This window comes from Bacillus sp. FSL P4-0290, from assembly GCF_037975435.1.
GTDB lineage: Bacteria > Bacillota > Bacilli > Bacillales > Bacillaceae > Bacillus > Bacillus subtilis.
In genome coordinates, this window is sequence record NZ_CP150253.1 from 3,758,201 (window position 1) to 3,783,165 (window position 24,965).

Consider the following 24,965-nt stretch of genomic DNA (forward strand, 5'->3'; position numbering starts at 1 on the left):
GTAGTCCTCCTTCTTTTGTCATATAAAGCAGATGCGGCTACTACGAATTTGCGGAACAGTCAGGCGGGACATCACCTCCCTTTCTTCGAGAATGGGGGTCATACGGTAAGATGCCTTTCAAAGCGGCATGCCGTTTCTTCATCAGCCTTGCCATGGTCAACAACCGTTCCCCTGTCGATCACAGAAAGATAGTCAGCACAGATTAACGCGTTTTCCAGACTGCGCTCGACTAAGATAACAAATGTCTTTTTTTCTGGAAATTTCTATAATAACTTGTCTGACTAGTTCGACAATTAAAATCTGGATTCCTTCCAATTGTTTATTAAGTAAAATATTTTTCAGATTTACCATCAGCGCTCTGGCGATTGCAAGCTGCTGCTGTTGACCGCCTTTTCGTTTTGAACAAACGTTTGATTAAAACAAATAGCCCCCCTGTTTAGCCGGAAGCAGGCCTATGAAGTGGATTGGCCGACTCCATTTCGGCCTAATACAGCGACAATCTGCCCCGGGTGAACCTCCATGTTGAGGCTGTGCTAAACCATCGATTGATCATAACCAGACGTTACATTTCTGATGGCAGCCCGTTGTTTTGCTCCGCAACCGGAAGCATGGCATGGAGGCCAGTCTGAGACGCCGTCCTCCACGATACCGAGAACCCGATTATTGCCATTAACTCCGCATCATAGACGGACATTTCGCTGATCGCCACCGTTCGGCTTAACGAGTGAAGAATCCCGGCCTTCACTGAATCCCGCTTGTGTCGATATTAACTGTTTTTTCGCACTCCCGCTGGCTTCCGACACTTTCTTCGGTGCAGTACATTCCGTCATCAAAACCCCTTTGTTTGATTTCTCCAAATGATGTTATAAAAGTTTACAACTTATGTCATTATTATATAGAAGAGGCCTATTAATTCAAAGAATATTTAAAAAATTTAGTTACCTTGACCAAATCAGCTTCTTTTTTTGTTATATTTATTCACATCAGAAAAAGCGAACAAAAAAAGACAAGAAACATTTCGTTTCCTGCCTCTTCCGTACGATTAATCTTTATCTGAAAATTTATCCTTGGCTTTCCCGATATCCTTTTGGATTTCGCCTTTTGCCTTATCTTTTTTGCCTTCAGCCTGCATGTCCGTTCTGTCAGCCATATCTCCGACTTTATCCTTCACTTCTCCTTTGGCTTTATTGAAGCCGCCCTTCATTTTGTCTTTTACACTATCGTTACCCATGTTAATTCTCCCCTCTCAATTATGTGTGTACTTGTTACCTTCCCGATCTGAGAGGCATTAAACATTCTAATGTTATTTATCGATTTCGTAGCGCTCTCCGTAACGGAGCACCTTGTATATCGCCAGCCCGTCTGATGACTTTTTCTCCGAATATCGGACCGGCAGCAGGGCAAAAAACACATAATACGTAGAAAAATAGACAAACTGATAGAAAAACACATTCGGCTTTAATACACTGTGTATAATCAGCAGATTGATTGCAAAAATCGTGATGAGGTTAAACAAGCAGCCCCCTGCATACACGAGTGCATTTGAGAAACGATTGTCAATTTTCAACTCCCCGTACCGGCAAAAAGAATCGATAAAATAAATCGTTCTGAACCGTATGGGTCCAATTTTAAGCAGCGTTTTTCCCATGCCTATATCCAACGATCCCTTTCCGCCAAAAATAAAAGCCATAAAGCTGTGCCCTGAAACATGTATAATCTGTACAAGCGGCAGAACAATGAGGAAAGACCACAGAAACTTCACCATATCATTAAAACCAAACATTGAATTCCCCCTCACATGCATATCTGCATCCCAAAACGGTTTTTGTTCAAAAAACAGTGCTGTAGCGATTTTTCCTGTTCTCCCCGGAAATAAACGTTCCGATGCTCCCCTTTTTTTGCATAAAAAAAACCATCTGCCAGCAGATGGTTTTGTCTCATACTTCATATAAGCAATCGTTCCTTTGAATCATCTCTCTCATGCTGACCGCTTTTTCATAAAAATACACCGCTTCTTTATATTGTTCGCGATGACTGAAATAAGAGGCAGCATCTAAAGCAAATTCTTCAATATATACATACAGGCCCTTTTCTTCCATATAATCAAATACTTCTTGAATCATATCCAAATTGACAGATTCCACATATAATGCCTGCAGAAATTTATATTTTGCCAGACTGAAGAAGTCGTTTCGTTTTTGGGCAATGGCAATCCCTTTTTCATAGTACCGTATCGCGGCTTCGCTATCTTGTTTTTTGAAAAGAACGCGAGTCAGGCTGAAGAGCGCTTTTGGAAGCTGTTCCAGCTGATAATCCTCGAAGACAGGAAGCGCTTTTTCAAAGTATTCGGCGGCCTGATCCAGCTCCCCCTTGTCATCATAGCAATTCCCAATGTTATAAAGGGCTGATCCGATTAAACGGGGCTGTCCTTCCAATAAAGCAAGGCGATACGCGTCATCTAAATGTTCAAGTGCTTTTTCATAATTTCTGTAGTCAATGTAGTTTCCTGATATGACGAAATGGCATTGAATTCTTCTGACTCTATAAAAATCGTGAGCCTTATACGTCTCCAGCGCCTGTACGGCATGGTTCATGGAAAAGTGCGTCTGCTTCATAATATAAAAGACTTCCGCCACTTTAAAATGAAATTCCGCTCTTTCAATTTCATCTTCTACAAACGCAAGCATCTTCTCAGCTTTCCGATAAAAGGATATAGCCGAGATGTAATTGTTCTGTTCAAATTCGTACATTCCTCTAAACAAGTGAAAATAATACTCAGATAATCCGGAGATGCTGTCCTGATTGCTTTCCAGCGTTTTGATTAATTCACGATATTGAAGCTGAGATTCCTCGTGCAGGTCAGGCTTTACATAATCCAGCATAATTTGGTGCCGGTAGCTGATCAGCTGATAATACAGGAGAAGCAGCTGATCCTCTTCCATCTGTTCGATATCTAGATCAATTTCTTCTTTCAGCTTTACGGCATCAGCCACTTGAAATGCTAAAATGTGCTTATACCACTTATTGATTTTCACTCCTACTTGAGATGACGGGATCTCGTACGCGGCCATGCCCCTCCAACCCTTTCTATTTTCTAATTGGTTATATTTTATCATAATGTATGGCTTTGGAATTAAATTTTCTTACAATGATTCCTTCTTTATGCCTATCCTTATATATTTCGGTTTTTCTACGTATTTTTTGCACTCGGATTCTAATAAAAAAGCTTACCGGACAGTGCCGATAAGCTTTTGACTTCAAATTAACCGCCAATATAAGACATTTCCACTTTCTTTTTGCCAGATGCTTTTGATAGCGTACGATCGACTGAATACTGATCGATCCGATTTTTCCATACTGTCCCGATCATTTCTGATAGTTCGTCATCACTTAATTCCTGGCGAACCGGAGCTCTGAGGTCAAATCCGCTTGAAGCGAATAAGCAGGTAAACAGCTCTCCTCTCGCAGAAAGACGGGCTCTGTTGCAAGATCCGCAGAATGCATCAGATACAGATGATATGACGCCAATTTCTCCGGAGCCGTCCAAGTAGCGGAATCTGGAAGCCACTTCGCCTATATAATTAGGCGCTATCGGCTCAACCGGCATGTGTTTATTGATCAAATCTATGATTTCCGCCTTTGTCATGACGTCTTTCTTTTCCCATTGGTTGGTGTTGCCTACGTCCATAAATTCAATGAATCTCAGGATATGCCCTTTTTCTTTAAAATAACGGGCCATAGGCAGTATATCTTTTTCATTGACGCCCTTTTGAACGACCATATTGATTTTAACACCGAGCCCCGCTTGCTTCGCCGCTTCAATGCCTTCCAGCACCTTGCTGACAGAAACACCGCGCCCGTTTATCTTCTTAAAACGCTCGTCTTCTAAAGAATCAAGGCTGATCGTAACCCTTTTCAGCCCAGCCTCCTTGAGCCTCTTAGCATAAACAGGCAGCAGTGATCCGTTTGTCGTCATCGCGATGTCACGAATACCCGGTATGCGGGCCAGTTTTTTGATTAATTCCGGCATATCCTTTCTCATGAGGGGCTCTCCGCCGGTCAAGCGGATTTTTTCAACGCCAAATCTTGTGACAAACAATGTCGCAAGCCGTTCCAGCTCCTCAAATGAAAGCAGCTCCTCTTTCTTTAAAAAAGGATAATCCGGGCCGAATAATTCGGCGGGCATACAGTACGTGCATCGGAAGTTGCAGCGGTCTGTAACAGAAATGCGAAGGTCTCTCAGCGGTCTGTTTCTTTTATCCAACATCTGACGCGACTCTGTAATCATAGCTACAGCCCCTTCCTATCCCCTGATTCTCTCAGGGTGTGTATATACATTAAATGATCCGTTTCTGACAAATCCAATCGCTGTGATATTCAATTCTTCAGCCATTTGAATGGCAAGCTCCGTCGGGGCCGATTTGGAAATGACAATCGACACGCCGATTTTGGCCGCTTTTAACAGGACCTCTGATGAGATTCTGCCGCTGAACACAATCAGTTTGTCGCGTACGGACATCCCGTTTAGAAGGCAGTGTCCGTATAGTTTATCAAGTGCGTTGTGCCGACCGATATCGGTGCGCATCAACAGAAGCTTCTCTGTGTCGCAAAGCGCCGCATTATGGACGCCTCCCGTATCCTGAAACGTCCCGCTCCCTTGCTGCATGTCTTTCATAAGCGCCAAACATGCCTCAGGCGATATCTTGATTTGGCTGACAGCCGTCTTGGCTGTTTTGACATCCTGCTGAAAATAAAAATGACGGCCCTTTCCGCAGCATGAGCCGATCACCCGTTTCGTATAATCCTTTTGATCCAATGTCTCAGGGTGAACGAGGTCGACATATACAAAACCGAGACTTTCATCTATTGTAAACCTTTTAATTTCTTTTTGAAATCGTATAACACCCTCTGATGCGAGAAATCCGATGACAAGCTCTTCGATATGCTCAGGCGTACAAACGAGCGTCACAAATTCACTGCCATTCAGTATCACTGTCAAAGGGAATTCCGTCACCATCCGGTCTTCTACTTTCCTTATTTCCCCTTGTTCATAGCGCCATACATCCCTGACCGCAGTTACTTTATCGTTCAATGTCTCTTCCCCTCCGCAATGTTCCTGCCTTTATATTTTTTCACACTCCTCGGATTTTGTCGAATTCTGAGACACAAAAAGAGCCCTCTATATAAAGGGCTTTCACAGGATGTGATGACGGCGGTGTTTTGGCAGGGCGCCTAAGCATTTAGCTGCCGTTCCTTTTTTAACACGTGAGCACCTATGTGCATTGACAACGAACGCGGGGTTTGTCGACACGCTGAGACACCTCTGTATAAAGGACTCTATGGTTGATTATGCTGATTCTTTTTCAGAACCGTAAACAGCACAACAGCTGCGATCAAGGTGAGAATGCTGACAAAAAAGAAGGCTGCCAGTTTTAGAAGAACACCAAGCAATATAAATGCAACGGTGGCTATAAGAAAAATCATTCCGAATAATTTCATATGTTCAACCCCTTTTTAGGGTATCATTCCCGCCCAAACTGTTTTTAAACCAATAAAAAAAGGCGCCTGGGGGAGCGCCTGATTTTTAGGTTCCTTACTCAGTAAATTTTTGTGCTTCTTTTTCCCAAGCCTGTTCGAACTCATCCGCACTGTTCGCTGAAATATATTCTCCGCCGCCAGCGACAGCTGCTTGTTTCATCTCTTCATTACCCTTGACATCAAAGTTGAAGCCAATGATGTTTACAATCGTATCCACATTTGATGCACGGAGCTTTTCGATTTCTGCCGCAGGGTCTCCGCCGCACGTTTCTTCACCGTCAGTGATTAAATACACCACGTTTTTCCCGTCTGCGTCAAATGCTTCAAATTCTTTTCTTGTGTCTGCAAGTGCTTTGGCTATCGGTGTCCATCCAGTCGGCTTGAGCTCACTCAATGAATTGTCAAACAGAGACCCTTCATATGGATGAAGGCCGTAAATGGTTTCCGTTGTACTGCACGAAAGGGCTTTACCGGACAGTTTATTGTTCCCTGCATGCCCGAAAACGCGAAGCATAAGATTTGTATCCTTTGGAAGAAGTTCGGCAAAAGATTTTACTGATTTTTTGGCAATGTCTATTTTGCGCTCTCCTCCTGTTTTTTGAACCATGCTTCCGCTTCCATCAAACAAAACAGCTACATTTGTATCAGCCTGTTTCTCAGCGGCAAAAGACGGGGAGGCAATGGAAACAGTCAACAATCCAATGATACCGGCAGCCAGCAATTTTTTCATATAATTACTTCCTTTCTTTTTCATATTTTCCAACTATATGTTGGATTCTTCTTTATGCTAGAATACGAAAATGCAAAAAGATATAGGACATGCTGCCTTTTGTGCTGCTTTCACGATCTGTCCAAAATCGCTTGAAATGCCGTTCATTTTTAGCCATTTCCGCCCAGAAAGCATAAACAGATTGTGTGATCATTCATTCTTTTTTCGCCTTGATTATGACAGAAAAACGGAAATCTGCTACTATGCTACAGGCAGATAGCTAATTAGTTTTGAAGTTTTTGTTACATACAAAAAGAGGCTGACCATCACCAGCCTCTTTTTTCTTATTTAGATAACATTAGTGATTGCTGAGTGAAAATTTTCTCAACATCTTTTTGGGTATAAGCCGGGAAGTATTCACCGCCGCCTACTTTCGCAATTGCGTTCAGCTGGCCTTTGTATCCCTCTTTATAATCAAAGCCGATCACATTAACAGTGATATTGTCTTTTTGCAGTTCCTTTGCTGTTTTAATCGGGTTTCCTCCGCACGTTTCCTCACCGTCTGTCAACAGATACACCACTTTTTCCCCTTTTGCATCAAGCTGGTCAAAAGAAGATTTCGCCTCGTTCAGCGCTTTGGCAATTGGCGTCCAGCCAGTCGGCCCAATTGTATTGAGAGAATTGAGGAAGCTTTGCTCATTAAAGCTTTGGAAGCCGTATACGTTGCGAATGGCTTCACATGACTGAACTTTTCCGGAATTTTTATTGTTTCCTTCAGAGCCAAACACGCTCATTTTCACCTGAGTTCCTTCTGGCAGTGAGCTCGCAAACTTTGAAATTTCTTTTTTGGCTGAATTAAATTTAGAGACACCGTCTATTCTTTTCGCCATACTTCCGCTGGCATCAAGCAAGACCGCCACGTTCGCCGGCGCTTTAGCCTCCGTTTCTGTCTTTTCAGCTGCAAAAGCAGGTGAAGTTAATCCAAAAAGCAATCCTGTCATCATGATCAGTGAAAATCTTTTCTTCATGTTCGTACCCCTTTACCAATTTGTTTCTGCGTGCAGATGTTCAACGCTGAACATAATCTATCGTAATCAACAAAAACCGAGAAATAAATAGGGCGGGCTTCCCCATTGCTGTTGTTTACTTTTGCATAGAAACCTATGTTTTTATTAGTGATTTCCACCTAACGCCCCTATGAAAAGAGAAGATTGTCCGCCTTTCGACTTTCGTTATATGAGTCTGTCGAAGTCTGTCGACAAATGTGGATGACTTTACCACAATCTCAAAGCCTGAAATCAGGAAAAAAGGACTGATCCTTAAAGACGGTCAGAAGCTCCTCTAAACCGTTTCAGCTGCTCTTAGATAAAAGATATTCAGGAACAGAAAAAGACGCCCAATGAGCGTCTTTTTCTACTTTTTCGCCATATATTTATTCAAAAACGCATCTGCCTCAGAAATTTGTGTGCCTTGGTAATAGTACTTTACAATGTCATCAACCGTTTTGCCTTCTTTGGCCATAAAATTCGCTCCGTATTGGCTCATCCCCACACCGTGGCCAAATCCTCTCGTCGTGACTGTAATTGTGTCTCCATTTCGCTTCCATTCAAAATCGGCGGAGTTGAGACCCAGCTTTTCACGTATGTCTCTTCCTTTCAGCGTCTTGCCGTTAATGACGGCAGTTGCGACCTGGTGGCCCGGTGTCTCGCCGGTAATCTTCCCTACTGCGCTAGATCCATCCAGCTTGACGCCAAGCTTTTGCTGAAATTCTGCCGCTGTAAAGGTTTTCGTTGCCTTATATTTCGGAGACTTTTTATCCCATGGGCTTTTGACGCTTTTTAAATATGGGATAGCACTTGTCCAATAAGCTTCTGCATTCTCTGTGTAGCCGTTGCTTGTGGAGAAAAAGGAGGCTTCAATCGGCTGGTTGTTGTACGTTAAGATTTTGCCTTGCGTACTGGCTACCGCAGCTGTGATTTTCTTCAGTTTTGTCTCATAGCTTGTGCCCCACTGTTTTTTCAGCTCCGCTTTGTTTTTATACACCTGGAACATCTGTGTATCATCCACCAGTGAGCCTTTAGGAGCCTCAACCGCTGAATTTGACACCATCAGTCTGACAATAAATGTTCTGGCGGCGAGGGCCTGGGCTTTCAGTGCTTCAGATTCAAAGGTTGCCGGCATTTCGGAGGCGACGACTCCAATCACATACTCTTCAAGCGGAATGTTTTCTACGGATTGATTTGCGGTTCGATAGACGGGAATAGAAACAGGTGATGCTTTCAATGTTTCTGCTCCTTTCGATGCTGGTTTCGTGCTGACTGCTGTCTTTTCTGATTCTACGCTGGCCCCGGCTTCCTTATTATGCTGGAATGGTATAACCAAGAGTGTGGGAACCAAGAGAATCAATGCACATAGTACGGATAGTGTGATTGCGAATTGTTTCATATTCAGCTGCCTCCTGCTCGGGATTCGACTCTAGTCTAGTCTATGGGCAGGGACAAGCTAATATGACTCTCGTTTTGGACAGAAACTTTATTTGTCATTTACGTATTCTTTTTTGCTATTTTGCGCATAATGATGATAATACACAAAAAATAAAAAACCAGTATGCCAGAGTGACATACTGATTTTCAAGTAAGTTTATGCATTTAAGTCAGAAACGACTTCTTTATTCTCTTGCTCAGAAGCAGACTCATCATTTACACGTTCGATGTCTGCGCCCAGAGCGGCAAGCTTCTGATGGAAATCAACGTAACCGCGGTCTAAGTGCTTCAATTCAGTAACACGTGTGTGACCTTCAGCCACTAACCCCGCAAGAATCAGCGCTGCACCTGCACGCAAATCAGTCGCTGCAACTTCAGCTCCCTGAAGCTGTACAGGACCGTTAATGATGACAGAACGTCCTTCAATCTTGATATCACCATTCATACGGCGGAATTCTTCCGCATGCATAAAACGGTTTTCAAAAACGGTTTCTGTAATCATGCTTGTGCCGCTTGCACGAAGCAGAAGCGCCATCATTTGTGACTGCATATCAGTCGGGAAGCCCGGGTGAGGCATTGTTTTGATGTCAATCGGTTTAAGTTCTTTCGGGCCGATGACACGCAGACCTTCACCTTCATCCTTAATTGTTACACCCATCTCTTCCATTTTTGCAATTAAAGAGGTGAGGTGTTCAGGAACCGCTCCTTTTACTAATACGTTTCCTTCAGTGATTGCAGCAGCAACCATAAATGTGCCCGCTTCAATGCGGTCAGGAATAATATGGTGTTTTACGCCGTGAAGCTTTTCGACTCCTTCAATTTTGATGGTGCCGGTGCCAGCTCCGCGGATTTTTCCGCCCATGCCGTTGATATAGTTTGCTAAATCAACGATTTCGGGTTCTTTTGCCACGTTTTCCAGCGTAGTTGTTCCTTCAGCTAGAGCGGCTGCCATAATCAGGTTCTCTGTAGCTCCTACACTTGGGAAGTCCAGATAAATTTTTGCGCCTTGCAGTCGGCCTTTTACTTCAGCTTCAATGAAGCCATTACCGACTTTGATTTCTGCGCCCATTGCTTCAAAACCTTTTAAATGCTGATCAATCGGTCTGGAACCAATTGCGCATCCGCCCGGAAGTGCAACTCTTGCATGACCTGTACGCGCAAGAAGCGGCCCCATGACAAGCACAGACGCACGCATTTTACGAACATATTCAAAAGGTGCTTCAGTTTGCAAAGCGTATGAAGCATTTACAGTCACTTCATTATTTTCAAAATGCACATCTGCTCCTAAATGACGCAACACTTCGTTAATTGTATATACATCGGAGAGCGTAGGTACATCACAAATTACGCTTTTTTCTTCACTTGCTAATAAAGATGCAGCGATAACAGGTAAAACGGCATTTTTAGCGCCTTCAACTTTGACTGTGCCGTTTAACTTCTGACCGCCGCGGACGATGATTTTTTCCAAGGTATTCCCCTCCGCGTCCCTAAATTCTCTATATTAATATTCAGTCGTAACGATTGGTGTGCCAACCGTAACGGTATGTTTTCCGCCCATTCCTGCACTTCTAAGTGCAATTTGCAAATTCATTTTATGTTTCGAGGTCATAATGTACTCTTCCCACTCATCTGTAAACGCAGAAATAGAAACGAAATTTGGCTCAACTACATGTTCTACTGATCTTGCTTGAAATTCATTTAATAACTGATTTGCTTTTTTTTGCAAAACAATATTCATATTATCATCTAAGTGACCATTTAGACAAGTAAAAATAACTACTTTTTCTTGGAATATCCCAAGTGTCTCCCGTTCAAACTGTTCATATGTATCATTCCAGCTATCCGGTGTCTCTAGACTCATTTGCTCATATAATAAATACGAAGTTGGATTGTGTTTTTTGAGGGTTGTGACAAGCTGCAGTCTAAAAGAAGTACGATTTTTTTTGTCAGTATATGTGCCAATTGCCTTTATCATTTTATCTTCCCGTGCAATCACCCAATCATATTGACGATACTCTGATTTTAAACGTTGCACTTTTTGATAAAATTCTTTTTCGGTCAGTGACATGTTTTGTTTTGCATGCAATGTCCACTTATCTATTGACACATCTTGGCGTTCCATCCCCTCTGCCATTTGTGCTAACGGCGTTAATTCACTCGCATGGATGGTATGGAAAACAGCAATGACGAAGCTTAACATGACGGAAATGATAATAGCGTGGCTTACTTGTTTTTTCTTCATGTTCATCTCTCCCCCTTATCCCCAGTTTTACCGGAGGCAAGAGGCGCCATACGTAAAAATCTTCGTCAAAACTCGAGCTATTCGCTTCAACCCGCTTCTCCCAACCATTTAATGATAATAATGTTCAAAACCTATTAAAATAGATAGGGAAGCTGCTGTGAATAATTGAGATAATCTAAAAAGAAATTAGCAACGGCCGTTCCAATGGCAATTGTCAGCAAAATCATCAGGAGTCTAGCCTGCACGACTTTGCCTTTTTTGATTAACGGATCTATATTGACGGCTTGCAACGCCCACCAAGTCACTGCTATAAAAATCAGGTGAACGACAATGCCGATTGCAGCCTGCTGTCCCAATACACTCATCTATTACACTCCTTTCTCTGCGTTCATACCCTTTCTTATTATATAAGAAGCACAGATAAAGATGATACATTTTATACAGAACGGAATAATCAGCCAAATCTAGGGCTAATCCCCGCTTAAAGTGCGATTCTTTTACATGGTATACTTTATTGGAAAGGAGCTGGCAAATGTGAATCATTCTTTTTTTCAGCCTGAAAAGCAATATGGTGAGGACCTGCCAATTTTTGATCAGGAATGGGAAGCAATTGCATTCTATTATGATTATAGACAGTCACAGATTGAAGAACTGAATGAATTGTGTCAGTTTTTTAACATTTCTCTTACCTATACGAGAGAAAGCCTTGAAGAGCTTGAAAACCTCTATTTTCAAAGTATACAAGAGCTTTTGCTTGCTGATTGGAATCTTCCTATTGAAGAATTCGAGAAAATGATCAGTGTTTATCTTATAGATTGCGTGATTGCCCGCCATGAAGATGCTGAATGGGTTGTAAAACCTTATCCCTATAAAGACGGCGCTTATACACTTGGCTTTAGAAGACATCGCAAATCGTGGCATACAATGAATGCCTGTGATAGTTTATACCTGCGCCAAAAAGAGGATCGCCCGCTGCTGTCGCTGTTTGATTCTCTTGTTCGTTCATAAAAAAATCCTTCTCATAAAGAGAAGGATTTTTTCTTATTTCCCTGCTACATCCAATCTGTTCAAAGCCCGCTGTAACGCAAGCTCAGCCCGACGAATGTCAGTATCATCTGATTGAGTATTCAAACGCTCCTGCGCCCGCTGGCGTGCAGCTTCAGCGCGCTCTTTATCGATGCCTTCTGCTGTCTCGGCAGCCTGGGCAAGGATGGTGACCTGATCAGGACGGACTTCGACAAATCCGCCGCTGACGGCAACCATTTCAGTCTGCCCGTCTTTTTTCAGACGGACAGCGCCGATTTTAAGAGGAGCCACGGTTGGAATATGGCCTGGCAAAATACCGAGATCGCCGCTTTCGGCTCTCACACTCACCATTTCGATATCCGCATCGTATACTGGGCCGTCGGGAGTAACGATATTGACTTTAACGGTCTTCATGCTTTTACCCTCCTAGGACCAGATTAAACTTCTACACCCATTTCTTTTGCTTTCTCAACAACTTCTTCGATACGGCCTACAAGACGGAACGCATCTTCTGGAAGATGGTCGTATTTACCGGCTAAGATTTCTTTGAAGCCTTGTACCGTCTCTTTTACAGGCACGTAAGAACCTTTTTGTCCAGTGAACTGTTCAGCCACGTGGAAGTTCTGAGAAAGGAAGAACTGGATACGGCGTGCGCGGTGAACGACAAGTTTGTCTTCCTCGCCTAGTTCATCCATACCGAGAATCGCAATGATATCTTGAAGCTCTTTGTAACGCTGAAGCGTTGACTGTACTTCACGCGCAACTGCATAATGCTCTTCTCCGACAATTTCAGGAGCAAGGGCGCGTGATGTAGATGCCAACGGATCAACCGCAGGGTAAATACCCATTTCAGTTAATTTACGCTCAAGGTTTGTTGTCGCATCCAAGTGAGCGAACGTTGTCGCCGGCGCCGGGTCAGTGTAGTCATCGGCAGGCACGTAGATCGCCTGGATAGATGTAACTGATCCAACGTTCGTAGACGTGATACGCTCTTGGAGCTGACCCATCTCAGTTGCAAGCGTCGGCTGATAACCAACCGCTGAAGGCATACGGCCAAGAAGGGCTGAAACCTCTGAACCCGCTTGTGTGAAACGGAAAATGTTATCGATAAAGAACAGTACGTCCTGTCCTTGTACATCACGGAAGTGCTCAGCCATTGTAAGGCCTGTCAAAGCAACACGCATACGTGCGCCCGGCGGCTCGTTCATTTGTCCGAATACCATGGCTGTTTTGTTGATTACGCCAGAGTCACTCATTTCGTAGAAAAGGTCGTTTCCTTCACGAGTACGCTCTCCTACGCCGGCGAATACAGAGATACCGCCGTGCTCTTGCGCGATGTTGTTGATTAATTCCTGGATTAATACGGTTTTACCTACACCGGCACCACCGAACAATCCGATTTTACCACCCTTAATGTAAGGAGCAAGCAAATCAACAACTTTAATACCTGTTTCAAGAATTTCAACTTCTGTTGAAAGCTGATCGAATGAAGGCGCCTGTCTGTGAATCGGATCCTTTTTCGCATCCGCAGGAACCGGCTCATTCAAATCAATATTTTCTCCGAGAACGTTAAATACACGTCCAAGTGTTACATCACCAACCGGTACTGAGATTGGCGCTCCTGTATCTACAGCTTCCATACCGCGCTGAACACCATCTGTAGATGCCATTGCGATTGTACGGACTGTATCATCACCTAAATGAAGAGCGACCTCAAGCGTTAAATCAATACCTACTTCGTTTTCACTTGCAGCTGGCTGTGAAATTTTAATCGCATTATAAATTTCAGGCAAGTGACCGTCTTCAAAACGCACGTCGACGACCGGTCCTAATACCTGGCTAACGCGTCCTTTCTTCATCGCTATCCCTCCTGACAAAATCTTTCTATTCTAAAGCGGCTGCTCCGCCGACAATTTCCGTAATTTCTTGTGTGATGGCTGCTTGGCGAGCGCGGTTGTAAGAAAGCGAAAGTGAATCGATAAGTTCCTTCGCGTTGTCTGTCGCGTTTTTCATCGCCGTCATTCTTGCAGCGTGCTCACTTGCTTTACTGTCAAGAAGCGCACCGAAGATTAAGCTTTCTGCATATTGAGGAAGCAAAACCTCCAGAACCTCCTCTTCAGATGGTTCAAATTCATAAGACGCCGTTCTTTTTCCGCCGCCGCTGCCCAAATCAGATAACGGCAGAAGTTTTTTCTCCGTTACTTCTTGAGTAATGGCGCTGACAAAATGGTTATAAACAAGGTGCAATTCATCAAACGCACCGTCTATAAACATTTGGATCGTTTGACGGGCAAGATCTTTAATTTCTGTAAACGTCACTTCATCCCCAAGTCCTGTTAACTCGGAAATGATCGGAATCTCCCGTTTCTTAAAGAAATCACGGCCCACTCTTCCGATGGCAATCACCGCATACTCATCCTTAGACTGATGACGTTCTTGCATGGCCTGATAAGCATTCCGTAAAACCGAACTGTTAAAAGCGCCGGCAAGACCGCGGTCAGACGTAATGACAAGGTATGCCGTTTTTTTCACTTCTCTGCTGAGAAGCATCGGGTGCTTCACGTTGCCGGAAACTCTTCCGACGTTTGACACAACCTCTTGGATTTTATCCATATATGGCACAAATGATTTTGCATTGTTTTCAGCACGATTCAGCTTAGCCGCAGATACCATCTGCATGGCTTTTGTAATCTGACTTGTTTTTTTCGTTGACGTGATCCTTGACTTAATATCGCGTAATGAGGCCAAAGATTTCACCACCTTTTCTCTTCATCTGCGTAAAAAGAGAGAAAAAGAGAACCTTTTTCTCTCATCAGCATTCGAGTTAGTTGCTTGGTGCAAATGTGCGTTTGAAGCCTTCGATTGCAGCATTGAAGTCTTCATCAGCAGGAAGGTTTCCTGTTTTCGCAATTCCGTCAAGCAGGTCTTTATGGTTTTGGTCAAGGTACATGTAGTACTCTTCTTCAAAACGTCTGATATCCGCCACAGGAATATCATCGAGATATCCTTTTGTCAGCGCATAAAGAATGGCTACTTGCTTTTCAACCGGAAGCGGCTTGTTCAGATCCTGCTTCAGCACTTCAACTGTACGCGCACCGCGGTTCAGTTTTGCCTGAGTCGCTTGGTCGAGGTCAGAACCGAATTGAGCGAATGCTTCCAGCTCACGGTATGACGCAAGGTCAAGACGCAAAGTACCTGATACTTTTTTCATCGCTTTGATTTGCGCTGAGCCGCCGACGCGGGATACAGACAATCCGGCATTGATCGCTGGACGTACGCCTGAGAAGAACAAATCAGATTGCAGGAAGATCTGTCCGTCGGTGATGGAAATGACGTTCGTCGGAATATAAGCAGAGATATCTCCGGCTTGTGTTTCTACGAACGGCAGAGCTGTAATTGATCCTGCGCCTTTCGCGTCGCTAAGCTTTGCTGCACGCTCAAGCAGACGGGAATGAAGATAGAATACATCCCCAGGGAACGCTTCACGGCCTGGCGGACGGCGAAGAAGCAAGGACAGCTCACGGTAAGCGGCCGCTTGTTTAGAAAGATCATCGTATACAACAAGAACGTGCTTGCCGCTGTACATAAATTCTTCTGCCATTGTAACCCCAGCATACGGTGCCAGGTACAGAAGCGGTGCCGGCTGTGAGGCAGACGCCGTTACAACAATTGTATAATCAAGCGCGCCGTGTTTACGCAATGTTTCTACTACGCCGCGGACTGTTGATTCTTTTTGGCCGATCGCAACATATACGCAGATCATGTCTTGGTCTTTTTGGTTCAGGATCGCATCGATCGCAACAGATGTTTTACCTGTTTGACGGTCACCGATGATCAGCTCACGCTGGCCGCGGCCGATTGGAATCAGTGCATCGATCGCTTTGATACCGGTTTGAAGCGGTTCATGAACGGATTTACGGTCCATAACGCCTGGTGCAGGGCTTTCAATCGGACGAGTTTTGCTTGTAAGGATCGGGCCAAGTCCGTCTACCGGCTGGCCTAGCGGGTTTACAATACGGCCGATTAACTCTTCACCAACAGGAACCTCCATGATGCGACCTGTTCTTTTTACTTCGTCTCCCTCACGGATCTCACTGAAAGGTCCTAAGATGACGATACCTACGTTTGATTCTTCAAGGTTTTGAGCCATACCCAAAACACCGTTTGAAAATTCGACAAGTTCACCGGCCATACAGTTGTCAAGGCCGTGCACACGTGCAATACCGTCACCGACTTGGATGACTGTACCTACGTCTTGAACTTCAATATCAGATTGATAATTTTGTATTTGCTGTTTTATCAGCGTGCTAATCTCTTCAGCTTTGATGCTCACTTAGGTTTCACCCCTTCTATCGATTTTCCCCGGCTAATTGACGTTCGATGCGCTGAAGCTTCCCGCTTACGCTGCCGTCATAAATCCGGTTTCCAATGCGGACTTTAATGCCGCCTATTAAATCCGTCTGCACTTCATTTCTGATTCTCAGTGAAGCGACTCCGGCTTTTTTTGCAAACACTTGTGATAATGGTAACATTTCTGCATCCGTCAGCGGTTTCACTGAATATACGATTGCGTCTTCTGTTTGACGGGCCACATTTGCGAGTTTGATAAACTCATCTGTGAGCTCAGGGACAATCGCGGCACGATGGCGGTCAATCAAAAGAAAAATCGTATTGAGTACGGACTGTGACAAAGAGCCAAATGCATTTTGAATCAGCTCTTTTTTCTTCGCAGCCGGCACCTTCGGATGGTTCAACACATCATTAAGCGCTTTTTCATTTTGAAATACTTGTTTTACAACAATTAGCTCTTCTTCTACTTGATTCAGCTGAGCGGACTCATTGGCTATATCAAAAAGAGCTGATGCATATCGTTTAGAGACAGCTGATCCACTCATCGGCTTTCTCCTACCTCTTTAAGATAGTCCTGGATCAATTTCTCTTGCGCTTGTTCATCCAGTTCTTTTTCGATCACTTTCGACGCAATCATGACAGAAAGAGACGCTACTTGCTCACGGAGAGCAGAAACCGCCTGTTCTTTTTCCTTCACGATTTCAGTTCTTGCTGCTTCTTTCAGACGTTCAGATTCTGCACGTGCAGCCTGAATAATCTCTTCTTTTTGCTTCTCTCCCAGTTTCTTTGCGTTTTCGATAAGAGTTTGGGATTCCTGTCTTGCTTCTTTTAAAAGAACGCGCTGCTCTTCAATCAGCTGCTGCGCTTCTTTATTTTTTTCTTCAGCAGACGTAATTTCTCCAGCGATGTGGTCTTCACGCTGTTTCATTATGTTTAATAGCGGCCCTAAAGCGTATTTCTTCAGAAGCGCTAATAAGATTAACATAGCTAACAGTTGGAACAGGATATCTCCGCCGTTAAACGACAATCCTAGTTCAAGTGGTAATTGAGACATCTACTACGGCAACTCCCTTCTGCAGGTTTTTCTTTGCTGATCCAGCAGCCGCACTTGTCTCTTTTCAGCCGGCAAGGCGGGATGCTTATCAGACATAAAGCAATGGCGAAGGTTCTCTTGGAATGATCTTCGCCATTTTTAGTTCATATAAGGCTTTTATGCTTAGCCAAAGAACGCTAAGAATGCGATAACGACAGCGATAATAGGAAGGGCTTCAACTAATGCGATACCCATGAACATAAGAGTTCTCAGTTCTTTACCTGCTTCCGGCTGACGGGCAATCCCCTCTACCGTACGTGAAACAATCAAACCGTTACCAATACCTGCACCAAGTGCGCCTAAACCAATTGCAATCGCAGCTGCTATTAAATTCATGAAAAAGTTCCTCCTTTAAAATGTTATCCGTTTGGATATAATGTTTTAATGATCATGACTGATTTTATGAGACATGTACACCATCGTCAGCATTGTAAAGATAAATGCCTGGATAGCACCAATAAATAAACTGAATGCTTGCCATGCCAGCATCGGCAGAATGGCACCGATTGTACCGACAAGACCGAGAGCCACGCTTTGCGAATAATGGCTTGTTGCTAATCCCGCAAGCAGGCCGAGAAGAATCTCACCGGCGAAGATGTTACCATACAGCCGCAAACCTAGAGTCAGCGTATTCGCAAACTCTTCGATGATTTTCATCGGGAGCATGAATGGAACAGGTCTTAAATAGTCTTTGGAATATTCCTTGAGCCCTTTCATCTTCACACCATAGTAGTGGGTTAAAGCAACAACCATCACGGCTAGCGTTAATGTAATGGCAGGATCGGCTGTCGGAGACTTCCACCAGAGCTCATGTCCGATTGTAATAGAGAACGGCAGCCCCAGCATATTCGACACAAATATGTACATCAGCAATGTGACACCAAGTGCCAAGAAGTTAGCCCCTGTTTTTAAATCCATTGTACTGCCAATAATATTGCGGACGAAATCAACAATCCATTCCATAAAGTTCTGGGCTTTTCCGGGACGGATCGAAAGCGTTCTTGTCGTCAATATAGCAATCAATAAAACAATCACACTCGCCACAGTAATCATCAGAATGTTTGTCAGATTAAAAGTAAGACCTAGAAATTCTATAGTTCTGTAACCATGATTCAAAGGGTTTTCACCTCTCTTCCATTGATGAACGTTTAAGCTGGATAAAGGAATCTATCATAATGACAGGGTATATTGTCATTAATCCAATAACTGTACTTGCCATATGAAAATATCCGGGATTTTTATAGGCAACAGCCACAGCAAGAATCGCATTGCACCACCGCGCTGCGCTCCCGAGAGATCGTATGGACTTTCCTTTCTCAACAGCTCTGTCAAAAGCATTCATTCTTCTGACGAGCAGTAAAAAATTAAACAAACTGAAAACAGTTCCCAGAATAAGGCCTAAAAAAACGGTTTTATACGCTGTTAAACCATAACCCAGTACATACACTGCCAAAATGAACAATAAATATTTGCGTTGTCTGCTAAATGTAAGCTTGGGATCGTCCATCAATTATCTGTCTCCTGATGAAAAAATAATGTATAGCTTGGATACGGCAAAAATCAGCGGTTAACCCTTAGTAGAAGACCTTTTTTGACCGGCAAAACGGGCCTGTTCGAAAAAATCATTCATCCGCAAGCCTTGCAGGGATGCTGTTTCATTCGCTTAAATAAATCCTCATAATACGGGTTTGCTGAGAGGATTTACATTGAGGATGAGGACTATAATGAAAGCTATGAAAACCTTCTCATAATACCCTCGTTTAGCATACAATAGCCCCTAACATGTGTCAATCTGTTTAAAGTTAAAAAACTTTTTATACTTTACGTCTCCACAGAATGTTCACAATTTCACCTATAATTGTATACAGATTCACCGAATAGCAAAAAACTGGATAAAAAAATGAAACCCCCTTTTGGGGATTTCATTTTTTTATTTTGTTCCAAACATGCGGTCACCCGCATCTCCGAGACCTGGAACAATATATCCTTTTTCATTTAATTTTTCATCTAGCGCCGCAATGTAAATATCAACGTCCGAATGATGCTTCTGCAATACTTCCACACCCTCCGGCGCTGCTACAAGACACATGAAACGGATATTTTTCGCACCGCGTTTTTTAAGGCTGTGAATGGCTTCAACTGCGGAACCGCCCGTAGCGAGCATCGGATCAACTACGATGAATTCACGCTCTTCCACATCAGAAGGAAGCTTGACATAGTATTCCACGGGTTTTAAGGTTTCTGGATCACGGTAAAGGCCGACATGTCCCACTTTTGCCGCAGGAATCAGCTTTAAAATGCCGTCAACCATTCCCAATCCTGCTCTGAGGATAGGAACCACTCCGAGTTTTTTCCCTGAGATGACTTTCGATTTCGCAGCCTGAACCGGTGTATTGATATCCACTTCTTCCAGAGGAAGATCGCGGGTAATTTCAAATGCCATGAGTGTAGCCACTTCATCTACTAACTCTCTAAAATCCTTCGTACCTGTATTTTCATTCCGTATATATGTCAGCTTGTGCTGAATTAAAGGATGATCAAATACATAAACCTTTCCCATACTGTGTTTCAGCTCCTTTTTTATTGTCCCATCAACAATTACACACTTCTATTGATTCTACAAAAAAAGACATTGAGTTTCAAGAACATCGTCAAAAAACCCGCCGGGCATAAGCCCAAGCGGGTTTTAGGATCTTAATAATCTAATTCTTTATATAAAGGAAATTTATCAGTCAGAGCAGCTACACGCTGTCTTGCTTCTTCAAGTTTTCCTTCGTCTTCGTGGTTTTTCAATGCAAGCGCAATGATAGCACCGACTTCTTCTAAAGCGTCTCCGTCAAAACCGCGGCTGGTTACAGCAGCTGTACCAAGACGGATGCCGCTTGTTACGAAAGGTTTTTCAGGATCATATGGAATCGCGTTTTTGTTAGACGTAATACCGATTTCATCAAGTACATGCTCCGCAACCTTACCAGTCAGTCCGAGCGAACGAAGATCAACAAGGATAAGGTGGTTGTCTGTTCCGCCTGAAACGAGCTGGATGCCCTCTTTCGTTAAGGCTTCAGCCAGACGTTTCGCATTTGAAATGACGTTTTGTGCATATGTTTTGAAATCGTCCTGCAATACTTCACCGAATGAAACAGCTTTTGCGGCAATAACGTGCATCAGCGGGCCGCCTTGAATTCCAGGGAAGATCGATTTATCAATTTTCTTGCCAAACTCTTCACGGCAAAGGATCATACCGCCTCGAGGACCGCGAAGTGTTTTATGTGTTGTTGTTGTAACGAAATCAGCGTAAGGAACCGGGTTTGGATGAAGGCCTGCCGCAACAAGTCCTGCGATATGTGCCATATCCACCATGAAGTAAGCGCCGACTTCATCAGCAATTTCACGGAATTTCTTAAAGTCGATTGTACGAGGATACGCACTTGCTCCTGCTACGATAAGCTTCGGTTTATGAGCGAGGGCTTTTTCACGCACGTCATCGTAATCAATATATTGAGTTTCTTTATCTACGCCGTACTCAACAAAGTTATATTGAACACCGCTGAAGTTGACTGGGCTTCCGTGTGTTAAATGGCCGCCGTGGGAGAGGTTCATCCCAAGTACAGTATCGCCTTGCTCCAAAATCGTGAAGTACACTGCCATGTTTGCTTGCGCGCCTGAATGAGGCTGAACGTTTACATGCTCCGCTCCAAAGATTTCCTTCGCGCGGTCACGGGCGATATCTTCAACGACATCGACGTGCTCGCATCCGCCGTAGTAGCGTTTGCCCGGATATCCTTCTGCGTACTTATTTGTCAAAACAGATCCTTGTGCTTCCATAACCGCTTCACTTACAAAGTTCTCAGAAGCAATCAATTCGATCTTAGTCTGTTGGCGTTCACGCTCATTTTTAATGGCGTTAAACACTTGTTCGTCTTGCGCAGGTAAATGTTTCATCAGCGAGATCCTCTCCTATCCGTATCCTGTTCTTTGTTTTTACCATCACTATTGTACATGGTTTTTAAGGCCGATGTAAAAGATTATTTTTAAAAAATCTAAATTTTTATTGGTAAAAACGAATATTAATAACTTAAATTTAATTTAAAGTTCGGAATTTATTTCACTGTCTTAAAATAAAAGAAAAGACTGGCTATGCAGTCCTTTCATTCGCACTCATAAACCGCCCGCACTCCGCCGATTAGTTTCGGCCGTGTACGCGCCAATGTCACATGAGCTGAACCGAGGCTGTTTTGAGAGACACGCACAGGGACAGCCACCGGCTTCAGATGCATGCCGATAAACGTATCGCCTATATCAATTCCGGCGTCAGCCTGAATGGTTTCAACAAGAACAGGAGACTTCATCTGCTTAAACGCATAAGACGCCATCGCTCCGCCCGCTTTTGGAACGGGCACGGCAGAAACGGTTGGAAGCCTGAACAGCTTGGCCGTTTCTGCTTCGACGACAAGCGCTCTGTTTAAATGCTCGCAGCATTGAAACGCCAGATGGATTCCCGTTTTTTCCCGAAGCTCAGCAAGTCCGCTGTAGATGCTTTCAGCGATATCTACACTGCCCGATGTGCCGATCCGGCTGCCGGCCACTTCGCTCGTGCTGCATCCAAGGACGAAGAGCTGATCTTGTTTCAATTCCGCTTGGTCCTGAAACTCAGACAGCATCGTCTTCCACGTTTGTTTCAACTCATTCATTAAACAGCACCCCTACAGGTTTTTCTCTTCATAATCTGAGATTTTTCCAATACGCGTTTGGTGTCTTCCCCCGGTAAACTCAGTAGTCAGCCAGATTTTTGCGATTTCCCGAGCCAAACCAGGTCCGATCACCCGTTCACCCATCGCAAGGATGTTTGTGTCATTATGCTCCCTCGTCGCCTTCGCGCTGAAGGTATCGTGCGCCAGCGCGCAGCGAATCCCTTTTACTTTATTAGCGGAAATGCTCATGCCGATGCCTGTCCCGCAAATTAAAATGCCTCTGTCAACTTCGCCGCTAACCACTTTTTCGGCCACCGGAAAAGCATAATCCGGATAATCGACAGAGCCGCTGCCGCAGTCACAGCCCATATCAATATATTCAATTTGCAATTCGTCCATTAACTCTTTGATTTCATTTCGAATGTGAACGCCGCCATGATCCGATGCAATGGCTACTTTCATCTGCTTTTCCTCCCAGCGTGTGTGATACGGCCCGCCCGCTTTATTGACCGCGCAGCCTGTCCGCTCTTTGATTCACACCATATGATGTGCTTTTCACTATATTCTACTCCTTCACGCAGGATTTGCAAATGACCTGTTTGCAGATTTTCTGACAACTTATCTGCGGTCTTTTTTCAGCTGTTTTGCCAGCTGCCGAAGAAGCTCTTCAAGCTCATCTCGCGTTTGTTTATAGATGTCAATTGAGCCGCCGAACGGATCGATGACATCACCATGGCTGCCTGTGACATATTCTTTTAACGTAAACACTTTATCACGATAACGTCCAAATTGGCTGGCAATGATCTGCTTGTGCTGATGGGTCATAGCCAGAACCAAATCAGCCGACTCCATATGTTCTTCAGTTAATGGAGAAGACACATGATTAAGGGCAATGTGTTTTTCAAACAGCGCTTCGACTGCATGAGGCGTCGCTTTCCCATTAGGTGAAGCAAACACGCCTGCCGAGCGGACATTGACATTCAGCCCTTCCATTTCTGCAATTGATTTAAAAAGCGCCTCAGCCATTGGGCTGCGGCACGTATTTCCAGTACAGACAAAAATAATATCCATGTCAGTCACCCCTTATTTTTCTCTATTATATATGAAGAAAAAAGAAACGGCGACTTCGTTTCTTTTATTGGTATATTAAATTGGCAAAAGCAGCTTTAGTCCAAACACGATTAATATGATGCCCCCGAGCGCTTCGCTGTATGTGCCAAGCCATGACTGCACTTGTTTTCCGACCAGCAGGCCCAGCCATGTCAACATCATGCTGAACAGCCCGAACAGGGTAATTGTGAGGAGCGGATGCGAGCCGTATATCCCCAAGCTCAAGCCGACGGAAAAGCTGTCAAGGCTGACGCCGATGGCAAACAGCAATAAGCCCGGCCCTGCCGGTGACATGAATCGTTCTTCTGACTGTTTAAAAGAGGCCATAAGCATTTGAACCCCAAGAACAAAAAGCAGCGCCCCACCGATATAAACCGCTAACACGCCGAGGAGCCCTGACAGCATGTTGCCGGCCGCCATCCCTGCAAGAGGCATGATGACGTGAAAGAGGCCGATGATGAAACCAATATAGAATATCTGCTTCTTTCTAAGTTTGACCATGCCCATTCCAAGGCCGACAGAAAAAGCATCCATCCCTAAAGCAAACGCCATGATGCTTAATGTAATCAGTTCGCCTATAAACAAATCCGACATACATAAATAACCCCCTTGGACACGCCCCGCTTTTTTAGCCTATGCGTGTCCAAAAAGGGTTAGAACATCTGACTGCTTTCAGCGAATCACTCTTCCTCCGGCGGCTTTCATCAGCCTGTTCATAATAGCAAGACCGACACCTGTATCCGGAAAGGATTCCGCTATAATGAAATCCACCTTATTCTCATCAAAGCTGCGCAAAGCATCATACAGCCCTGCCGCAACAGTCTCAAGCTGAGCCCGTCTTCCGCAGCTCTTCACATAATCAGCGGAATAAACGCCCGCGTTTTCTTCTGTCGTCAGGACACCGACCCGTCTTCCGCCCTGTTGATATTCTTGAATGAGGTGCTGAATGCGCTCTGGGCTGCCTTCGCAAATGGCAAGAGGCGCTGTCGGCGCATAATGTGTATATTTCATCCCTGGAGAAATCGGCTTCTCGTTTTGGTCGCTGAGCCCTTTATCCACATGGATCGGCCCGATCACCGCTTCAATTTGTTCCTTCGTAATGCCGCCAGGACGCAAGAGAACAGGGATGTCGTCCGCACATGAAAGCACGGTTGATTCGACCCCGATTCCGGTAGGGCCTCCATCCATAATACCGGCTATGCGGCCATCCAAGTCGTGAGCCACATGCTCTGCTTTTGTGGGACTTGGCTTGCCTGATAGATTGGCGCTCGGTGCTGCAATCGGCAGTCCCGATTCGCGAATCAATGCAAGGGCAAGCGGATGATCCGGCATTCTAATGGCAACCGTTTCAAGACCTGCCGTTACACGAGGTGAAAGCGCATCAGGTTTGCAAGGCAGAATGAGCGTAAGTGCTCCCGGCCAAAACCGTTTCATCAATGTTTTCGCCTTTTCCGGCGCTGGGCCCGTTAAATCCTCAAGCTGGCTGATATCCGCAATGTGGACAATCAGGGGATTATCGCTCGGCCGCCCTTTCGCCTCATATATTTTTTTGACGGCATCCGTATTTTTTGCGTTTGCGCCTAGGCCATATACTGTTTCTGTCGGAAAGGCAACGACTTCATTTTCTCGGAGCAAAGCGGCTGCTTGTGCAATTTGTGGATCATTTGTGGATAACTCGTCAGTTACATCCACAAACCATCTTTTCGTTTTCATTTCTGACCAA

General features: G+C 44.4%; 31 protein-coding genes and 1 pseudogene. 1 reads left to right on the plus strand and 31 read right to left on the minus strand.

Features of this window, described 5'->3' with window-relative positions:
* Nucleotides 1-192 precede the first annotated feature (192 nt).
* The 15 genes and pseudogenes from MKY10_RS19675 to MKY10_RS19745 form a co-directional block, all read right to left on the minus strand.
* Nucleotides 193-351: a hypothetical protein gene (locus MKY10_RS19675; protein ID WP_120363539.1), complete on the minus strand. Its 159-nt coding sequence runs from the start codon at nt 349-351 to the stop codon at nt 193-195.
* 310 nt (nt 352-661) lie between these two features.
* Nucleotides 662-830, minus strand: a pseudogene (locus tag MKY10_RS19680) (urea ABC transporter substrate-binding protein); the annotation flags it as partial.
* A gap of 212 nt (nt 831-1,042) precedes the next feature.
* Nucleotides 1,043-1,231 carry a stress response protein CsbD gene (csbD, locus tag MKY10_RS19685; protein WP_003227718.1) on the minus strand — a complete coding sequence of 63 codons (189 nt, stop codon included), beginning with the start codon at nt 1,229-1,231 and terminating at the stop codon, nt 1,043-1,045.
* Nucleotides 1,232-1,303: 72 nt separating this feature from the next.
* Nucleotides 1,304-1,783 (minus strand): hypothetical protein, encoded by a 480-nt coding sequence (locus MKY10_RS19690; protein ID WP_003244390.1) that lies wholly within the window; start codon nt 1,781-1,783, stop codon nt 1,304-1,306.
* A 154-nt stretch (nt 1,784-1,937) separates the two neighbouring features.
* Nucleotides 1,938-3,071 carry a response regulator aspartate phosphatase RapB gene (gene rapB, locus MKY10_RS19695; protein ID WP_015251020.1) on the minus strand — a complete coding sequence of 378 codons (1,134 nt, stop codon included), beginning with the start codon at nt 3,069-3,071 and terminating at the stop codon, nt 1,938-1,940.
* Between the two features lie 191 nt (nt 3,072-3,262).
* Nucleotides 3,263-4,288 (minus strand): GTP 3',8-cyclase MoaA, encoded by a 1,026-nt coding sequence (moaA, locus tag MKY10_RS19700; RefSeq protein ID WP_003243488.1) that lies wholly within the window; start codon nt 4,286-4,288, stop codon nt 3,263-3,265.
* A 15-nt stretch (nt 4,289-4,303) separates the two neighbouring features.
* The gene (fdhD, locus tag MKY10_RS19705; protein WP_015714864.1) at nt 4,304-5,092 is read right to left on the minus strand and encodes a formate dehydrogenase accessory sulfurtransferase FdhD; all 789 of its coding nucleotides are present in this window, start codon (nt 5,090-5,092) and stop codon (nt 4,304-4,306) included.
* Nucleotides 5,093-5,337: 245 nt separating this feature from the next.
* Nucleotides 5,338-5,499, minus strand: coding sequence for a hypothetical protein (locus MKY10_RS19710; protein ID WP_015714865.1), 162 nt, complete (start codon nt 5,497-5,499; stop codon nt 5,338-5,340).
* A 94-nt stretch (nt 5,500-5,593) separates the two neighbouring features.
* Nucleotides 5,594-6,268 (minus strand): VWA domain-containing protein, encoded by a 675-nt coding sequence (locus MKY10_RS19715; RefSeq protein WP_003243553.1) that lies wholly within the window; start codon nt 6,266-6,268, stop codon nt 5,594-5,596.
* Nucleotides 6,269-6,320: 52 nt separating this feature from the next.
* Nucleotides 6,321-6,461 (minus strand): hypothetical protein, encoded by a 141-nt coding sequence (locus MKY10_RS19720; protein WP_014478246.1) that lies wholly within the window; start codon nt 6,459-6,461, stop codon nt 6,321-6,323.
* Between the two features lie 130 nt (nt 6,462-6,591).
* Nucleotides 6,592-7,275 (minus strand): VWA domain-containing protein, encoded by a 684-nt coding sequence (locus MKY10_RS19725; RefSeq protein ID WP_003227700.1) that lies wholly within the window; start codon nt 7,273-7,275, stop codon nt 6,592-6,594.
* A gap of 385 nt (nt 7,276-7,660) precedes the next feature.
* Nucleotides 7,661-8,692: a stage II sporulation protein D gene (spoIID, locus tag MKY10_RS19730; RefSeq protein ID WP_014478250.1), complete on the minus strand. Its 1,032-nt coding sequence runs from the start codon at nt 8,690-8,692 to the stop codon at nt 7,661-7,663.
* Between the two features lie 195 nt (nt 8,693-8,887).
* The gene (murA, locus tag MKY10_RS19735) at nt 8,888-10,198 is read right to left on the minus strand and encodes a UDP-N-acetylglucosamine 1-carboxyvinyltransferase (RefSeq protein WP_003227695.1); all 1,311 of its coding nucleotides are present in this window, start codon (nt 10,196-10,198) and stop codon (nt 8,888-8,890) included.
* Between the two features lie 33 nt (nt 10,199-10,231).
* Entirely contained in the window at nt 10,232-10,972 is a 741-nt protein-coding gene (locus MKY10_RS19740; protein WP_015483817.1) for a YwmB family TATA-box binding protein, read from the minus strand.
* A 134-nt stretch (nt 10,973-11,106) separates the two neighbouring features.
* Complete coding sequence (locus MKY10_RS19745; protein ID WP_003227691.1) at nt 11,107-11,337, minus strand: DUF1146 family protein; 231 nt, start codon at nt 11,335-11,337, stop codon at nt 11,107-11,109.
* A 169-nt stretch (nt 11,338-11,506) separates the two neighbouring features.
* Between MKY10_RS19745 and MKY10_RS19750 the strand changes: the two genes are divergently transcribed.
* Nucleotides 11,507-11,980: a hypothetical protein gene (locus MKY10_RS19750; protein WP_086344421.1), complete on the plus strand. Its 474-nt coding sequence runs from the start codon at nt 11,507-11,509 to the stop codon at nt 11,978-11,980.
* Between the two features lie 33 nt (nt 11,981-12,013).
* Here MKY10_RS19750 and MKY10_RS19755 read toward each other — a convergent pair whose 3' ends face one another.
* From MKY10_RS19755 to MKY10_RS19830, 16 genes are all read right to left on the minus strand, one after another.
* Entirely contained in the window at nt 12,014-12,412 is a 399-nt protein-coding gene (locus MKY10_RS19755) for a F0F1 ATP synthase subunit epsilon (RefSeq protein ID WP_021480810.1), read from the minus strand.
* Between the two features lie 23 nt (nt 12,413-12,435).
* Nucleotides 12,436-13,857 carry a F0F1 ATP synthase subunit beta gene (atpD, locus tag MKY10_RS19760; protein WP_003227686.1) on the minus strand — a complete coding sequence of 474 codons (1,422 nt, stop codon included), beginning with the start codon at nt 13,855-13,857 and terminating at the stop codon, nt 12,436-12,438.
* A 25-nt stretch (nt 13,858-13,882) separates the two neighbouring features.
* Complete coding sequence (gene atpG / locus MKY10_RS19765; RefSeq protein WP_014481185.1) at nt 13,883-14,746, minus strand: ATP synthase F1 subunit gamma; 864 nt, start codon at nt 14,744-14,746, stop codon at nt 13,883-13,885.
* A 76-nt stretch (nt 14,747-14,822) separates the two neighbouring features.
* Nucleotides 14,823-16,331: a F0F1 ATP synthase subunit alpha gene (gene atpA / locus MKY10_RS19770; protein ID WP_014481186.1), complete on the minus strand. Its 1,509-nt coding sequence runs from the start codon at nt 16,329-16,331 to the stop codon at nt 14,823-14,825.
* Nucleotides 16,332-16,347: 16 nt separating this feature from the next.
* Nucleotides 16,348-16,893 (minus strand): F0F1 ATP synthase subunit delta, encoded by a 546-nt coding sequence (locus MKY10_RS19775; RefSeq protein ID WP_003243176.1) that lies wholly within the window; start codon nt 16,891-16,893, stop codon nt 16,348-16,350.
* The gene (atpF, locus tag MKY10_RS19780) at nt 16,890-17,402 is read right to left on the minus strand and encodes a F0F1 ATP synthase subunit B (protein ID WP_003244051.1); all 513 of its coding nucleotides are present in this window, start codon (nt 17,400-17,402) and stop codon (nt 16,890-16,892) included. The genes MKY10_RS19775 and atpF overlap by 4 nt, the downstream gene beginning before the upstream one ends.
* Before the next feature lie 162 nt (nt 17,403-17,564).
* Nucleotides 17,565-17,777: a F0F1 ATP synthase subunit C gene (atpE, locus tag MKY10_RS19785; RefSeq protein WP_003151167.1), complete on the minus strand. Its 213-nt coding sequence runs from the start codon at nt 17,775-17,777 to the stop codon at nt 17,565-17,567.
* 45 nt (nt 17,778-17,822) lie between these two features.
* On the minus strand, nt 17,823-18,557 hold the full coding sequence (atpB, locus tag MKY10_RS19790; protein WP_003242621.1) for a F0F1 ATP synthase subunit A: 735 nt from the start codon (nt 18,555-18,557) through the stop codon (nt 17,823-17,825).
* 7 nt (nt 18,558-18,564) lie between these two features.
* Nucleotides 18,565-18,948 (minus strand): ATP synthase subunit I, encoded by a 384-nt coding sequence (gene atpI / locus MKY10_RS19795; protein WP_015251014.1) that lies wholly within the window; start codon nt 18,946-18,948, stop codon nt 18,565-18,567.
* Nucleotides 18,949-19,371: 423 nt separating this feature from the next.
* Complete coding sequence (upp, locus tag MKY10_RS19800) at nt 19,372-20,001, minus strand: uracil phosphoribosyltransferase (protein ID WP_015251013.1); 630 nt, start codon at nt 19,999-20,001, stop codon at nt 19,372-19,374.
* Between the two features lie 134 nt (nt 20,002-20,135).
* Nucleotides 20,136-21,383, minus strand: a complete 1,248-nt coding sequence (gene glyA, locus MKY10_RS19805) for a serine hydroxymethyltransferase (RefSeq protein WP_003227669.1) — start codon at nt 21,381-21,383, stop codon at nt 20,136-20,138.
* A 206-nt stretch (nt 21,384-21,589) separates the two neighbouring features.
* Entirely contained in the window at nt 21,590-22,132 is a 543-nt protein-coding gene (locus MKY10_RS19810; RefSeq protein ID WP_003227667.1) for a TIGR01440 family protein, read from the minus strand.
* 12 nt (nt 22,133-22,144) lie between these two features.
* Nucleotides 22,145-22,594: a ribose 5-phosphate isomerase B gene (rpiB, locus tag MKY10_RS19815; RefSeq protein ID WP_003221910.1), complete on the minus strand. Its 450-nt coding sequence runs from the start codon at nt 22,592-22,594 to the stop codon at nt 22,145-22,147.
* A gap of 156 nt (nt 22,595-22,750) precedes the next feature.
* Nucleotides 22,751-23,203, minus strand: coding sequence for a protein arginine phosphatase PrpB (gene prpB / locus MKY10_RS19820; protein WP_015384897.1), 453 nt, complete (start codon nt 23,201-23,203; stop codon nt 22,751-22,753).
* A 75-nt stretch (nt 23,204-23,278) separates the two neighbouring features.
* On the minus strand, nt 23,279-23,836 hold the full coding sequence (locus MKY10_RS19825; protein ID WP_003227661.1) for a manganese efflux pump MntP family protein: 558 nt from the start codon (nt 23,834-23,836) through the stop codon (nt 23,279-23,281).
* 78 nt (nt 23,837-23,914) lie between these two features.
* On the minus strand, nt 23,915-24,955 hold the full coding sequence (locus tag MKY10_RS19830) for an L-threonylcarbamoyladenylate synthase (RefSeq protein WP_019712588.1): 1,041 nt from the start codon (nt 24,953-24,955) through the stop codon (nt 23,915-23,917).
* Between the last annotated feature and the right edge of the window lie 10 nt (nt 24,956-24,965).

Coding starts and splice junctions, on each gene's coding strand:
- MKY10_RS19830 (WP_019712588.1), bottom strand. CDS start 24,955: ATGAAAACGAAAAGATGGTTTGTGGATGTAACTGACGAGTTATCCACA.
- atpD (WP_003227686.1), bottom strand. CDS start 13,857: ATGAAGAAAGGACGCGTTAGCCAGGTATTAGGACCGGTCGTCGACGTG.
- MKY10_RS19740 (WP_015483817.1), bottom strand. CDS start 10,972: ATGAAGAAAAAACAAGTAAGCCACGCTATTATCATTTCCGTCATGTTA.
- MKY10_RS19755 (WP_021480810.1), bottom strand. CDS start 12,412: ATGAAGACCGTTAAAGTCAATATCGTTACTCCCGACGGCCCAGTATAC.
- MKY10_RS19720 (WP_014478246.1), bottom strand. CDS start 6,461: ATGATCACACAATCTGTTTATGCTTTCTGGGCGGAAATGGCTAAAAAT.
- MKY10_RS19715 (WP_003243553.1), bottom strand. CDS start 6,268: ATGAAAAAATTGCTGGCTGCCGGTATCATTGGATTGTTGACTGTTTCC.
- MKY10_RS19690 (WP_003244390.1), bottom strand. CDS start 1,783: ATGTTTGGTTTTAATGATATGGTGAAGTTTCTGTGGTCTTTCCTCATT.
- MKY10_RS19810 (WP_003227667.1), bottom strand. CDS start 22,132: ATGAATGAGTTGAAACAAACGTGGAAGACGATGCTGTCTGAGTTTCAG.
- MKY10_RS19775 (WP_003243176.1), bottom strand. CDS start 16,893: ATGAGTGGATCAGCTGTCTCTAAACGATATGCATCAGCTCTTTTTGAT.
- atpF (WP_003244051.1), bottom strand. CDS start 17,402: ATGTCTCAATTACCACTTGAACTAGGATTGTCGTTTAACGGCGGAGAT.
- rapB (WP_015251020.1), bottom strand. CDS start 3,071: ATGGCCGCGTACGAGATCCCGTCATCTCAAGTAGGAGTGAAAATCAAT.
- upp (WP_015251013.1), bottom strand. CDS start 20,001: ATGGGAAAGGTTTATGTATTTGATCATCCTTTAATTCAGCACAAGCTG.
- rpiB (WP_003221910.1), bottom strand. CDS start 22,594: ATGAAAGTAGCCATTGCATCGGATCATGGCGGCGTTCACATTCGAAAT.
- MKY10_RS19825 (WP_003227661.1), bottom strand. CDS start 23,836: ATGTCGGATTTGTTTATAGGCGAACTGATTACATTAAGCATCATGGCG.
- atpE (WP_003151167.1), bottom strand. CDS start 17,777: ATGAATTTAATAGCAGCTGCGATTGCAATTGGTTTAGGCGCACTTGGT.
- csbD (WP_003227718.1), bottom strand. CDS start 1,231: ATGGGTAACGATAGTGTAAAAGACAAAATGAAGGGCGGCTTCAATAAA.
- moaA (WP_003243488.1), bottom strand. CDS start 4,288: ATGATTACAGAGTCGCGTCAGATGTTGGATAAAAGAAACAGACCGCTG.
- atpI (WP_015251014.1), bottom strand. CDS start 18,948: ATGGACGATCCCAAGCTTACATTTAGCAGACAACGCAAATATTTATTG.
- prpB (WP_015384897.1), bottom strand. CDS start 23,203: ATGGATATTATTTTTGTCTGTACTGGAAATACGTGCCGCAGCCCAATG.
- MKY10_RS19745 (WP_003227691.1), bottom strand. CDS start 11,337: ATGAGTGTATTGGGACAGCAGGCTGCAATCGGCATTGTCGTTCACCTG.
- MKY10_RS19710 (WP_015714865.1), bottom strand. CDS start 5,499: ATGAAATTATTCGGAATGATTTTTCTTATAGCCACCGTTGCATTTATA.
- glyA (WP_003227669.1), bottom strand. CDS start 21,383: ATGAAACATTTACCTGCGCAAGACGAACAAGTGTTTAACGCCATTAAA.
- MKY10_RS19725 (WP_003227700.1), bottom strand. CDS start 7,275: ATGAAGAAAAGATTTTCACTGATCATGATGACAGGATTGCTTTTTGGA.
- MKY10_RS19675 (WP_120363539.1), bottom strand. CDS start 351: ATGGTAAATCTGAAAAATATTTTACTTAATAAACAATTGGAAGGAATC.
- spoIID (WP_014478250.1), bottom strand. CDS start 8,692: ATGAAACAATTCGCAATCACACTATCCGTACTATGTGCATTGATTCTC.